This window comes from Streptomyces sp. NPDC093149 (assembly GCF_044754145.1).
In the GTDB taxonomy this organism is placed as follows: Bacteria; Actinomycetota; Actinomycetes; order Streptomycetales; family Streptomycetaceae; genus Streptomyces.
Genome location: NZ_JBIVON010000008.1, coordinates 332,042 through 344,124 on the forward strand (window position 1 = coordinate 332,042; position 12,083 = coordinate 344,124).

Sequence of the window (12,083 nt, forward strand, 5' to 3'; positions counted from 1 at the left end):
CCGGAGCAGGCCATGACCGCAGTCCAGGCGTCCAGGCGCAGTCGACGTTCCCGGGTCGCGCCGGCCGGGACCGTGGCTCTCGCCGCCGCCTCGATCGGCCTCTGGGCCGTCACCGGTTCCACGGCGCGGGCCGCCGCTCTCCCGGCCCCCGATCATGTGGTGGTCGTGGTGATGGAGAACCACGCCTACACCCAGGTGATCGGCAGCTCCAGCGCCCCGTACATCAACAACACGCTCAAGGCGGGTGGTGCGAACCTCACCCGGTCCTTCGGGGTCACCCACCCCAGCGAGCCGAACTACTACATGCTGTTCTCGGGCTCCGGTCAGGGCCGCACCGACGACAGTTGCGTGGGCGTCGGTTCCCTGTCCGCCCCCGATCTCGCGTCCGAGCTGATCGCCGCGGGAAAGACCTGGGCCAGCTACAACGAGACGCTTCCCGGCCAGGGTTCGACCGTCTGCAGCAGCGGCGACTACGCCCAGCAGCACAATCCCTGGTTCGGGTTCGCCAATGTGCCGACCAGCACCGCGAAGACCATGACGCAGTTCCCGGCCGACTTCACGAACCTGCCGAAGGTGTCGTTCGTCGTGCCGAACCTGTGCGACGACATGCACGACTGCTCCGTGGCCACCGGCGACGCCTGGCTCAGGAAAGAGCTGGGCGCCTATGCCGCCTGGGCCAAGACGCACAACAGCCTTCTGGTCGTCACGTTCGACGAGGACGACGAGCTGTCGGGCAACCGCATCCCCACCGTCCTCTACGGAGAGCACGTCATCCCCGGCAGCTCCAGCGGTGCCACCTACGACCACTACGACGTCCTGCGCACCCTGGAGGACCTGGCCGGGCTGACGACACACGCCGGCCACGCGGCCTCGGCATCCGACATCACCGGTATCTGGAACTGACAGCGGTGTGCGCCGCGGACTCCCGCGGCGCCGGAGCCGCCGTGCCCGGCACCGTCCTGGCACCGGGCACGCCGGCCGATGACGCCCGCCGTCGCCCCGGCCTCCCCGGGGTCACGGCTCGGCGGCCGGAGCGGGAACACGGTTCTTGCCCCCGTCGTCCGGTGTGGTCAGGACTGCACGTCCTCCGGAATGCTGACCAGCCATCGGGTCTCCCCGCGGGGGCGCAGGTACAGCACCCAGTAGAGCGTGGCGACCGCCGTGATCCCGCCGGTCCACAGCAGGTACTCGACCTCCTGCTGGGCCAGGATGTACGCGAGCACGGCGATGAGCAGCACGGGGATCGCGGGCCACAGCGGCATGCGCCAGGCCGGTGCCTCACGGTGCGCGCCGCGGCGGCAGAGCAGGGCGGCCACCGCGACCAGCAGATACATGCCGGTGACGGAGACGCCGGTGACGCCGTACAGGGTGTCGAGGTTGACGAAGCAGAGCGCCGCTCCGGGAACGCCGACGACCAGGGTCGCCACCCACGGGGAGCCGAACCGGCCGAGGCGGGACAGCGCGGCGTTGACCGGCTCGGGCCAGGCCTTGTCGCGGGCGGAGGCGAACAGGACCCGTGAGTTCTGGATGACCATGACGATGCCCGCGTTGATGATCGCGAGAGCGACGCAGAGGCTGACGAACGTGCCGACGGCCGAGTTGGACCAGGCGGCGACCATGGTGTTCAGGTCCCCGGAGGTCAGGGCCGCGAGGTCCGGAGCGCCGAGCGTGATGGCGATGACCGGGACGAGGATGACCGCCGTGGAGATGGCGAGCGTGGCGAGCACGGTACGGGCGACGTTGCGCCGCGGGTTCTCCAGTTCCTCCGAGAGGTAGACGGCCGTGGAGAAGCCCTGGGTGATGAAGAGCGCGATCGCGAGCCCGGAGACCACCATCATCGCGGTGACCGTGGAAGTCGTTCCGCTCGACGAGGCGACCGACCCGTGCACCAGCGCGGAGGCCCCACGCTCGGAGTGCGCGAACCCGAGAACGGCGACGACGCCCGCAGCGATGACCTCCAGGACGAGGAAGATCCCGGTGATCCACGCGTTGGCGCGCAGGTCCAGGAGACCGGCGAGGGTGGCGAGCACCATGACGCCGGCGCCCGCGGCGGGGGCCGGAATGTGCACGACGGGGGCGAGGTAGTCGGCCGTTCCCATGGCGATGACCGGGGGCACGATCATCACGACCAGCAGGGAGAGCACGAAGACGAGCCACCCGGCCAGCCGTCCCGCCATGGTCGACACCATGGCGTACTCGCCGCCCGCGCTCGGAATGAGGGTGCCGAGCTCCGAGTAGCAGAAGGCGACCGCGATACAGAGCAGTGAGCCGATGGCGATAGTGAGGGCGGTGTATGTGCCGAGGCTGGAGAACAGGTCCGGAACGACCACGAAGAGGGTCGAGGCGGGCGTCACGCAGGACAGCGTGAGCAGTGTCCCGCCCACGACGCCGATGGAACGCTTGAGCTTCTGTGGGGTGGGGCCGGTCGCCGGCGCGAGCGCCTGGGGAGCGCTGAGCGTTTCGGTCATCGTGCGATTCCGATCAACAGGTGCGGTGTCTGAGCACGGGAGCGGTATCGCCTCCAGACGAGGACGTGGTGAGTGGTTTCATCGCTCCCAGCGCGACATGCAATCCTGACGAGTTCCGCAGGTCAAGAGCTGTTCACCTTCGGAATTCGTTGTTTCGGAAGCAGGATCCGACTGTTTGGCGTTAAGAGTGCGTCAATCTGTTGGGGATCGGCGGGTACGGGAACCGCAGCCGGATCCCGGGGAAAGTTTTGCCCGTTTCGCATTCCGGAAGGGTGGGGCGCCGCGATGCCGGGGTGCCGCGGGTCGCGCATCCACCGCCTTGGTGCCAGCCTGGGTACATGGCTTGGGCGTCATGGACGACTCGCGGTGTGTTCTCCGGGCACGGTGGCGTGCTCACGGAAGAGGTCGGCGTCCTGTCCGGGGATCTGACGGTTCACACGACCTGGGCCGATGACATGGCCCAGGTGACTGTGCAGTACACAGGGGCGATCGACTGGTTCACCATGTCGGGCAGTCCGGTGCCGTGCTGCTCGGAGGACGACAGCCGGCGTCTGCACGACGCGGTGGTGCGGTCCGTTCGGGAGGGGGAAGCGGCCACGGTGCCCAGACCGCCGCCCCGGAGTTCGAAACGGCCCACGGAGAGCGCCCAGGAGTGACGCGCCCTAGGATCCTCCGCATGAGCGGAGCGTTCAGCGGCTGGACAGAGCAGGCATTCGAGTTGCTTCTGCGGTTGGAGGGCGCACCTTCGCGGGAAGCGCGCGAGGAACTCCGGAAGGACCGGGAACGCCTCGTCCGGCAGCCCATGATCGCGTTGCTGAACGATGTGGCGGACGCGGACCGGGCGTACGAGGACTTCTCCGTCTGGGGTTTCCGCAAGGATCCGTGGTGGTGGCAGCATCAAGCGGCGGAGATCCGGATCGCGCGCAATGTCCGGATCGGCCTGCGTTTCGATCTCGACGGGCTCCGGATCAACGGTGGCTGGGACTATCCGGATCCGGGGCAGATCCCGTTGTTCCGTACGGCAGTTGCCGCGCGGGAGAGCGGACCGGAGCTGGTGCGCGCCGTCGAGGCCCTGGAGGCGCGAGGGTACGAGATCACCGGTGACGTCATGAAGCGCGTACCGCGTGGTCACGACGCCGGTCATCCGCGCGCCGCTCTCCTTCGGCACCGCTCGGTATCCGCTGCCCGCCCCCTCGGCGGGGACTGCGCACAGCACACGGCTGCGCTGGTCGACTCCGTGCTCGTGGCGGCGGAGGAATTGGCACCCCTGCTGTCCTGGCTCGCCCGCCACGTGACCGTTCCGGGCCCCTGCCAGCCTGCCACGTGACGTCGTCGCCGTGTGCGGCTCCGGCCGACGAACCGCCGAAAGGCGGTCCCTGACCGGTGGGTGATCCGTTGCCGGGAGAAGTCCCGGCCTCTCGCCACCCGTCGGCCCTGAACCGCCTTTCGGTGCGGCTGTGCGTCAGTACGCCCCAAAGACGTTGTCGATCGAGCCGTACCTGTCGGCGGCGTAGTTGCACGCTGCGGTGATGTTGGCGACCGGGTCGTAGCTGTCCATGGACGTGCCGGGCACGTGGTAGGCACGGAACGTCGGGTCGATGATCTGCAGAAGGCCCTTGGAGGGCGTTCCCTTGGCGGCGTTCGAGTCCCAGTTGTTGATGGCCAGCGGGTTGCCGGAGGACTCACGCATGATGTTGCGGTGGATGCCGTCGTAGCTGCCGGGGATGCCGTGCTGGGCCATGACGGCCAGCGCCTCCCTGATCCAGCCGTCCAGATTGTTCGCGTACGTCGCGGGCTTTGCCGCCGACGTGGTCGCGGCCGATACAGCGGCGGTTTTCGCGGTGGTCGCGGCGGGGGTGGCTGCCCCGATTGTCAGCGTCATGCCCGGGACAATCAGTCCGGGATTGTCGCCGACGACCTCTCGATTGTCCGCGTACAGCTTCTGCCAGCCACCGCTGAGGGAATGCGCCTTCGCGATCTTGGCAAGGGTGTCGCCGGCGATCACGGAATACGTTGCGGGCGCAGCCTTCTGCGCGGAGACCTCCTTGGCGGTGGCGGTCTTCGACGTCACGGCCTTGGAGGCGGTGGCGGCCTGCGCCGGCGCGGCGGAGGCGAAGCCGACACCCACCAGCGGAAGTACGAGGGCGACTCCGCCGGTGGCCGCGGCGATGAAGCCACGGGTCAGCGAAGTGGACTTGCGACGATCGTGCTTACCCGTTATGGACATGCTGAATTCCTCTCCGTCGCCTGCGAGGTGAGCTGTCGGGTTCGGACTGGAGATGTCCGGCCGCACGCGAATGCGACTTCACCCCGAGCCGTTCCGGATACCGGACCGGCGGCTTACCTGGGTCCCCCGCTCCTGCCGTAGACGAGATGGGTCGGATTCTCGGACGGCGGCAGGATTTGGCGTTCCGTCCGGATTGACGGTGACCGTAGGCGAGAAACGCCGAAAGGAACAAGCCCTCATTTCTGGATCACATTTCATTTGCAAGATCGATCAATGGAATTCGCAGTAATCCACCTCACACCGTGCGGCTGAATTCCCTTGCGCAGAAGGGAAGCGCACCGGTCGCCGAGACCCTCGAACCCTTGAACGTGACTCGCACCACGAAGTCGCAAAAGGGACATTTCTTTCGACATCCAAATGGTGCAGCAGGTGGAGAAAGCCTCTTTATTGACGAAGTTATTAATTTTTTGCAAATCGGTCATACGGTGACATTTGACTTCTTGCTCGCAGGGGCTTCGCCCCTGCGCACCGCTCGGCGGACCGACCGCGTCCGGAACGGCCCCGTCACCTCGGGGCTTTGCCTTTCGTCCTGCGGCTCGTTATCGTTCCAAGCGGCCCTGTTGTCTCCGATAGAGGTGGACGTTGCGCATCTGAGGTTCGCGAACATCGCGCCGTACGGCTCGTGCCGTACGCCCCCGTCACGCAGTAGCAGTGATTCCCCCTGCCCGTGACCCCGCGTGGATGCGACCTCGGTGCCTCAGCAGTCCTTCGACCTTCCGGACCGCCGCACCCTCCTTCTCGGCACGGTCGCTGCGTGGTGCTCGCATACGAAGCCCCCCTTCACCACGCTTGCGACTGCGAGGATCACCATGGCGACACCCACTGCCCCCAGCGCTTCGCTCACCTGCTCCGCTCTGTCCTTCCAGTGGCCGGACGGCACGACCGTCCTCGACGGCCTCTCGCTCAGCATCGGCCGGGGCCGTACCGGACTCGTCGGTACCAACGGCGCGGGCAAGTCCACCCTGCTGCGACTGCTGGCCGGGCGGCTGCGCCCCTCCCAGGGATCGGTGGCGGTCGGCGGCAGCCTCGCCTACCTGCCGCAGAACATCACCCTCGACACGACGCTGCGTGTGGACGCGGCCCTCGGCATCGCCGAGCGGCGCGACGCGCTGCGCGCCATCGAAGCCGGGGACGTGGACGAGAGGCACTTCGAGACGATCGGCGACGACTGGGACGTCGAGGAACGGGCCGTGGCGACCCTGGGCTCCCTGGGACTCGGCAGCATCGAACTGGACCGCACCGTGGCCCAGTTGTCCGGGGGCGAGACCGTTCTCCTGCGCCTGGCCGCACTGCTGCTGGAACGTCCCGACGTCCTTCTGCTGGACGAGCCGACCAACAACCTCGATGTGCTCGCCCGGCGCAGGCTCTACGAGGCCGTCGACAACTGGCGCTCCGGCGTGCTGGTCGTGGTCAGCCACGACCTCGAACTGCTGGAGCGCGTCGACCGCATCGCCGAACTCCGGTCCGGTTCCGTGAACTGGTACGGCGGTGGCTGGTCGGCCTACCAGGAAGCCCTGAGCATCGAACAGGAGGCCGCCGGAAGGATGTTGCGCGCCGCGGAGGCGGATGTCCGCCGCCAGAAGCGCGAGCTGGAGGAAACCGAGGTGAAGCTGGCACGACGTCGGCGTCAGGGCAGGAAGACGGAGGCCGACGGGGGGCTCCCGAAGATCCTCGCCGGCCGCCGGAAGCGGTCCGCGCAGGAGTCCGCGGGAAGGCTTCGCGGCCTCCAGGAGGATCGGCTCAGCGAGGCACGCGACCGCCATGAGGAAGCCGCGGACGCGATCCGTGACGATGCCGAGATCCGTGTGAGCCTCCCCCGCACCGCTGTTCCCACCGGCCGCACCGTGCTGAGCCTGCACGAACTGCGCCCCCGGTTCGGCAGACTGCAGCAGGGCGACCTCCATGTGCACGGGCCCGAGCGGATCGCACTCGTCGGGCGCAACGGTGCCGGCAAGACGACACTGATGCGCACCCTCACCGGCGAGCTCGCTCCGCTGTCCGGCGAGGCCAGGACGCACGTACCACTGCGATTCCTTCCGCAGCGGCTGGATGTGCTGGACGACGAGCTCAGCGTCGCGGCGAACGTGGCCCGGATGGCTCCCGGAGTCACCGACAACCACATCCGCTCCCAGCTGGCACGCTTCCTGTTCCAGGGCAAGCGCGCGGAACAGCCGGCGGGCACCCTCTCCGGCGGAGAGCGTTTCCGTGCCGCGCTCGCCGCGGCGATGCTCGCCGCACCGGCCCCGCAGCTGCTGATGCTGGACGAGCCGACCAACAACCTCGACATCGCCAGCGTGCGGCAGCTGACCGGCGCACTTGCGTCCTACGAGGGTGCGTTGCTGATCGCGAGCCACGACCTGCCGTTCCTCGAATCGGTCGGCATCACCCGCTGGCTGGTCCTCGGGGAGGAGCTCCAGGACACCACCGCGGAGGAGGTGGGCGACCTGCTCGCGGCGTCGGAAGCGGGCTGAACAGTCAGAGCCTGTCGGATGGCTCCGAGGAACACGCACGGAAGAGGGTGCGGGCCGCGTGAGGCCGAGGCCCGCACCCCCGGCAGGGGTCAGAGCCTGGCGATGATCTTGTTCATCTTCTCGATCTCGGCCGTCTGGGCGGTGATGACGGCATCGGCGAGCTTCTTCGCGTCGGCGTTGGCGCCCTTCTTCCGCTCGGTCTCGGCCATGGTGACCGCGCCCTCGTGATGGCCGATCATGAGCTGGGCGAACTTCTTGTCGAAGTCCTTGCCCTTGGCTGCCTCGAGGCCGCTCATGTCCTGGTCGGACATCATCCCGGGCATTCCCGAGCCGTTCGAGCCATGGTCCATGCCGGGCATGTCACCCATCGAGGCAGAGGCCGCGGGCAGCGGCTTGCCCCAGGACTTCAGCCAGCCCTTCATGGTGCTGATCTCGGGGTCCTGGGCCTTCTCGATCGCTGCCGCCAGTGTCTTGATCTCGGGGTCGGCGGCGCGGCCGTCGGCCAGCTTCGCCATCTCGATGGCCTGCTGGTGATGCGGGATCATCTGCTGCGCGAACTCCACGTCCGCAGCGTTGAACGTCCCGCCGGCAGCGGCCGACGCGGTGGCAGTGGCGGAGCCGTGGTCCATGCCGGGCATGGACGAGCTGTCGGACTTGGAGCTTTCGGAGGAGCCGCAGGCCGCCAGCGCCAGGGCGAGCGCGGCGACGGTGCCGGCGGCCGCGAGCGAGCGGCGACGGGTGGTGGTGGACGAAGAAACGGACATCACACGTTCTTTCCAGGTGGATTGCGCCACGTCGGTGGCGCGCGAAAGGGACAGGGGAATCCGGCCGTCCGGCCGGACGGCCGGGAACGGCGAACACCTGTCACGTCCGCGCGACGCACACCTGGAGCAGTAGATCCCTGCCGGCGAACGGCGGCCCCCGCCGTGCCGGTCCGCGCACCTCCGTGCGCCGTCTCCCGGGCATCGCCAGGGCCAGGACCACCAGGCCCAGCGCCGTGAGCAGCGGCAGCAGCCGGTCGCGCGCATGGGTGAATACGCACGACTCACCGCTCGTCCCCGGCGTGACGGCTGCAGCGTGCGCCGGGCCGTGCTCGTCCGGCACGGCCGTATGGGCCGCACTCGCCGTCATTGACATATGCATGCCCGAGCCCGCCGCCGTGGTGCCGTGACAGCCCTCGGCGGCGCTCGACGGGGCCCCGTGCATGAGGAACAGACCGCACAGGACGGCACACAGCACGAGCAGCCGGGACGCCCCCGGTGTGCGCGCACGTCTGCGGTCCACGGTTGCCTCGCATGCTCGGTCGTACGGGTTCTGCGGTACGAGCCCGACGATACCCCCAGAGGGTTTCCCCGTCCTCTCGTACCCCGCCCTCCCCGGCCTTGTCGGCGCACGGGGCCCTCGGCCGCGCGCGGGCGCGGGACGGCTCACTCGACGCTTCGGGCGCGCCTCCATGCGGCGTCGCGCAGCAGGCGCAGTCCGTTGAGGCCGACGATGACGGTGGACCCCTCGTGACCGGCGACGCCGAGTGGCAGGGGCAGCGTACCGATCAGGTCCCAGAGGACGAGGCCGGTGATGAAGACGGCGGCGATCACGAGGTTCTGCACCACGAGACGGCGGCAGCGGCGCGAGAGCGCCACGACGGTGGGGATGGTGGCGAGTTCGTCGCGGACGACGACGGCGTCGGCGGTCTCCAGCGCGAGGTCCGAGCCGGCCCTGCCCATGGCGATGCCGGTGTGGGCGGCGGCGAGTGCGGGCGCGTCGTTGACGCCGTCCCCGACCACGAGGACCTTCCGTCCGGCGCGCTCCATCTCCTTGACGGCGTGCACCTTGTCCTGGGGCAGCAACCCTGCCCTGACGTCGTCGATCCCCACATCGCGGCCGAGGCGCGCGGCGGCACGCGGATTGTCGCCGGTCACCAGCACCGGTGCGCTGCCGGTGAGGGCGGTGAGGCGGGTGACGGTGTCCTGGGCGTCGGTGCGCAGTCGGTCGGCGATGCCCAGAACGCCGACGGGTGTGCCGTCGAGGACGACCAGCGCGGCGGTGCGGCCCTCTTCCTCCAACCGCGCGGCGAGCTCGGCGGCCGCGTGGTCGGCGCGGCCGTTCAGCAGCCGGGCGGGGCTGCCGACGGCGACCGTGCGGCCCTCCACGGTGGCGGTGACGCCGGTGCCGGGGGCAGAGGTGAAGCCCGCCGCGGAAGGCAGGACGAGGCCTCGTGTGCGGGCGGCATCGACGACGGCCCGCGCCAGCGGGTGTTCGCTGGGGTGCTCGGCCGCCGCCGCGAAGGTGAGCAGGGTGTCCACGGTCAGGCCGGAGGCGGACAGGGGCCGGATGTCGGTGACGCGCGGGGTGCCCTCGGTCAGGGTGCCGGTCTTGTCGAGGGCCACGGCGTCGATCTGCCCGAGCCGCTCCATGACGACGGCGGATTTGATCAGCACACCGTGTCGCCCGGCGTTGGCGATCGCGGACAGCAGCGGCGGCATGGTGGCCAGGACCACGGCGCACGGCGACGCCACGATCATGAAGGTCATCGCGCGCAGCAGTGTCGGCTGCAGTGCCGCGCCGAAGGCGAGGGGCAGGGTGAACAGGGCGACGGTGGCCGCCACCATGCCGATCGAGTACCGCTGTTCGACCTTCTCGATGAACAGCTGGGTGGGGGCCTTCGTCCCGGAGGCTTCCTCCACCATGGCGACGATCCGGGCGATCACCGAATCGGACGGATCGCGCTCCACCGTGACCCGAAGCGCCCCGGTGCCGTTCAGTGTGCCGGCGAAGACCTCGTCGCCCCGCTCCTTGGCCACCGGCAGCGGTTCGCCGGTGATGGTTGCCTGGTCCACCTCGCCGGCCCCGTCGAGGACCCGGCCGTCGGCGCCCACACGTTCACCGGGACGTACCAGGATCACGTCCCCGACCCGCAGCTGCTCCGTGGGCACCGTTTCTTCGCCGCCGTCGCCGAGGCGGGTCGCAGTGGCGGGTGCGAGGTCGAGGAGACCGCGCACCGAGTCGGCGGTGCGTGCGGTGGCGAACGCCTCCAGAGCGCCCGAAGTGGCGAAGATGACGATCAGCAGAGCGCCGTCCAGTACCTGGCCGATCGCCGCAGCCCCGAGGGCTGCGACCACCATCAGCAGGTCCACGTCCAACGTCTTGTCCCTGAGGGCCTTCAGCCCCTCCCAGCCGGGCTCCCAGCCGCCCGCGACGTAGGTGAGCGCGTACAGCGGGCCCCACGTCCACCACGGGGCACCGAGCAGGTACAAGGGCAGCGCCGACAGGAACAGCACCAGGGCGGCCGCGGCCCAGCGTGCTTCCGGCAGGGCCAGGATCCGGGTGCGTCGTCCGGCCGCGACCGCGTCCCGGACCGGGCCGGCGGGCGCGGCCGGGCGGGTGAGGGTGGAAGACATGGGCGGTGATCCTTCGGGCGAGAAGGCGGAATGGTTCGACCTCCGCACCATACAGGATTACATGAACACGCATTCATGCGTACACCTCCGTAGGATGTACGGCATGGGCCACGGAGTTGACGCGAGTACTGCTGCCACCGCGCGCGAGCGCCTCGACGCCGTGGGGGCCGCCGACGTGGCGACCACCCTGCAGGCCCTTGCCACCCCGTCCCGCCTCCGCATCCTCGCCCGGCTCCAGGAGGGGCCGTGCCCGGCGACGGAGCTCGCCGACGCGGTCGGGATGGAGCAGTCCGCCTGCTCCCACCAGTTGCGGCTGCTGCGCAATCTCGGACTGGTCACCGGGGAGCGGCGCGGCCGCTCGGTGATCTACGCGCTGTACGACGACCATGTCGCGGAACTCCTCGACCAGGCCCTCTTCCACGTCGAGCATCTGCGCCTGGGCCTGCACGACGTCCCGGCCCAGGAGGCCGGGGGCAAGGTGACCGCCGCCCGCTGAGCCCGCACTCGCCGCAGGCCGGGCCCGGTTCCGCACCCATCACCGGGCACGTCGCCCCGCGGCGCTTCCCGACCGCGCGACGTGCGCCCGGCGGAGCCCCTCGGCCGGGACGTCGTGGTCACCCGCCGTCACTCCCCCGAGCGATGACGGACTCCAAGAATCCCCCGAGGATCTCGTCGAAGGCCTCCGGCCGTTCCATGTTGGGGTAGTGAGCGGCGCCCTCGACGATTGCGGCCCGTCCGTCGGCGACTGTCCGTACCAGGCGCCGGGGCATACCGATGTGGTCGTCCGAATCGATGCCGCCGATGACAGCCAGTACCGGAATCGTGATCCTCGCCGCCCGCGCCCAGGTGTCCGGCACCGGCACACGCCAGTCCGGTTCGTCGCCGGTGTGCTTGGCGAGCGTCCGCGCGGTCATCTCGCGCAGGCGGCGAACGACGGTGGGGTCGACGTCGCCGAGCGTGCGGTGCGGGCCGGCGACGAAGAGCATGGAGGCGTCGATCCAGCCTTCGACGTCACCGGCGGCCAGGGCTCGGGCCTGGTCGGCAAGGACCCCCTCGGACCAGGGGTCCTGGAACTCGGGCTCGCTCGTTCCGGCACCGCTGACGACCAACGCGCGCACCAGATCGGGGTGTTCGAGCGCGGTGTCGACCGCGGTCGCCGCACCCATCGACACCCCGACGAGGATCGCGGGACCGGCGTCGAGGTGGCGCAGCAGTGCGGCCAGATCATCCGTGTGACGGAACTGCCCGCCGGCGTTGGACGATGCGCCGTGCCCACGGGCGTCCGGCACGACCACCCGGTGGTGCCGTGCGAGAACCGGCACCTGGTCGTCCCACATGCCGTGGTCGAGGAAGCCGGCATGCAGCAGCACCAGCAACGGGCCCTCCCCGGTGTCGCGGTAGCGGAGGAGGCCGTCCTCGGTCTCGTAGGAGAGAAGGTCTGGGGTAGCAATCATGACAA

General features: G+C 69.6%; 11 protein-coding genes and 1 riboswitch. Of the genes, 5 read left to right on the forward strand and 6 right to left on the reverse strand.

What is annotated here, in order from left to right:
- Window positions 1-12 precede the first annotated feature (12 nt).
- On the forward strand, window positions 13-903 hold the full coding sequence (locus tag ACIQCZ_RS24980) for an alkaline phosphatase family protein (RefSeq protein ID WP_402284906.1): 891 nt from the start codon (window positions 13-15) through the stop codon (window positions 901-903).
- A 167-nt stretch (window positions 904-1,070) separates the two neighbouring features.
- Here ACIQCZ_RS24980 and ACIQCZ_RS24985 read toward each other — a convergent pair whose 3' ends face one another.
- Complete coding sequence (locus tag ACIQCZ_RS24985) at window positions 1,071-2,468, reverse strand: APC family permease (protein WP_402284908.1); 1,398 nt, start codon at window positions 2,466-2,468, stop codon at window positions 1,071-1,073.
- A gap of 338 nt (window positions 2,469-2,806) precedes the next feature.
- On the opposite strand from ACIQCZ_RS24985, the gene ACIQCZ_RS24990 reads away from it, so the two are divergent.
- Both ACIQCZ_RS24990 and ACIQCZ_RS24995 read left to right on the forward strand, forming a co-directional pair.
- Window positions 2,807-3,124, forward strand: a complete 318-nt coding sequence (locus ACIQCZ_RS24990; RefSeq protein WP_402284909.1) for a hypothetical protein — start codon at window positions 2,807-2,809, stop codon at window positions 3,122-3,124.
- Window positions 3,125-3,144: 20 nt separating this feature from the next.
- Window positions 3,145-3,795, forward strand: coding sequence for a DUF2461 family protein (locus ACIQCZ_RS24995; protein ID WP_402284911.1), 651 nt, complete (start codon window positions 3,145-3,147; stop codon window positions 3,793-3,795).
- Window positions 3,796-3,930: 135 nt separating this feature from the next.
- Here the strand turns inward: ACIQCZ_RS24995 and ACIQCZ_RS25000 are convergent, their stop codons facing one another.
- Complete coding sequence (locus tag ACIQCZ_RS25000; protein WP_402284912.1) at window positions 3,931-4,695, reverse strand: transglycosylase SLT domain-containing protein; 765 nt, start codon at window positions 4,693-4,695, stop codon at window positions 3,931-3,933.
- 4 nt (window positions 4,696-4,699) lie between these two features.
- Window positions 4,700-4,859: riboswitch (cyclic di-AMP (ydaO/yuaA leader) on the reverse strand.
- A gap of 705 nt (window positions 4,860-5,564) precedes the next feature.
- Here ACIQCZ_RS25000 and ACIQCZ_RS25005 point away from each other — a divergent pair.
- The gene (locus ACIQCZ_RS25005) at window positions 5,565-7,226 is read left to right on the forward strand and encodes an ABC-F family ATP-binding cassette domain-containing protein (RefSeq protein ID WP_402284914.1); all 1,662 of its coding nucleotides are present in this window, start codon (window positions 5,565-5,567) and stop codon (window positions 7,224-7,226) included.
- Window positions 7,227-7,315: 89 nt separating this feature from the next.
- Here ACIQCZ_RS25005 and ACIQCZ_RS25010 read toward each other — a convergent pair whose 3' ends face one another.
- From ACIQCZ_RS25010 to ACIQCZ_RS25020, 3 genes are all read right to left on the reverse strand, one after another.
- The gene (locus tag ACIQCZ_RS25010) at window positions 7,316-7,990 is read right to left on the reverse strand and encodes a DUF305 domain-containing protein (RefSeq protein WP_402284916.1); all 675 of its coding nucleotides are present in this window, start codon (window positions 7,988-7,990) and stop codon (window positions 7,316-7,318) included.
- A 100-nt stretch (window positions 7,991-8,090) separates the two neighbouring features.
- A complete protein-coding gene (locus ACIQCZ_RS25015) occupies window positions 8,091-8,510 on the reverse strand; it encodes a hypothetical protein (RefSeq protein WP_402284918.1) in 420 nt (139 codons plus the stop codon).
- Window positions 8,511-8,653: 143 nt separating this feature from the next.
- A complete protein-coding gene (locus ACIQCZ_RS25020; RefSeq protein ID WP_402284919.1) occupies window positions 8,654-10,624 on the reverse strand; it encodes a heavy metal translocating P-type ATPase in 1,971 nt (656 codons plus the stop codon).
- 103 nt (window positions 10,625-10,727) lie between these two features.
- On the opposite strand from ACIQCZ_RS25020, the gene ACIQCZ_RS25025 reads away from it, so the two are divergent.
- Entirely contained in the window at window positions 10,728-11,120 is a 393-nt protein-coding gene (locus ACIQCZ_RS25025; protein ID WP_376209330.1) for an ArsR/SmtB family transcription factor, read from the forward strand.
- Between the two features lie 118 nt (window positions 11,121-11,238).
- Here the strand turns inward: ACIQCZ_RS25025 and ACIQCZ_RS25030 are convergent, their stop codons facing one another.
- Window positions 11,239-12,078, reverse strand: coding sequence for an alpha/beta fold hydrolase (locus ACIQCZ_RS25030; protein WP_402284921.1), 840 nt, complete (start codon window positions 12,076-12,078; stop codon window positions 11,239-11,241).
- Window positions 12,079-12,083: the final 5 nt, after the last annotated feature.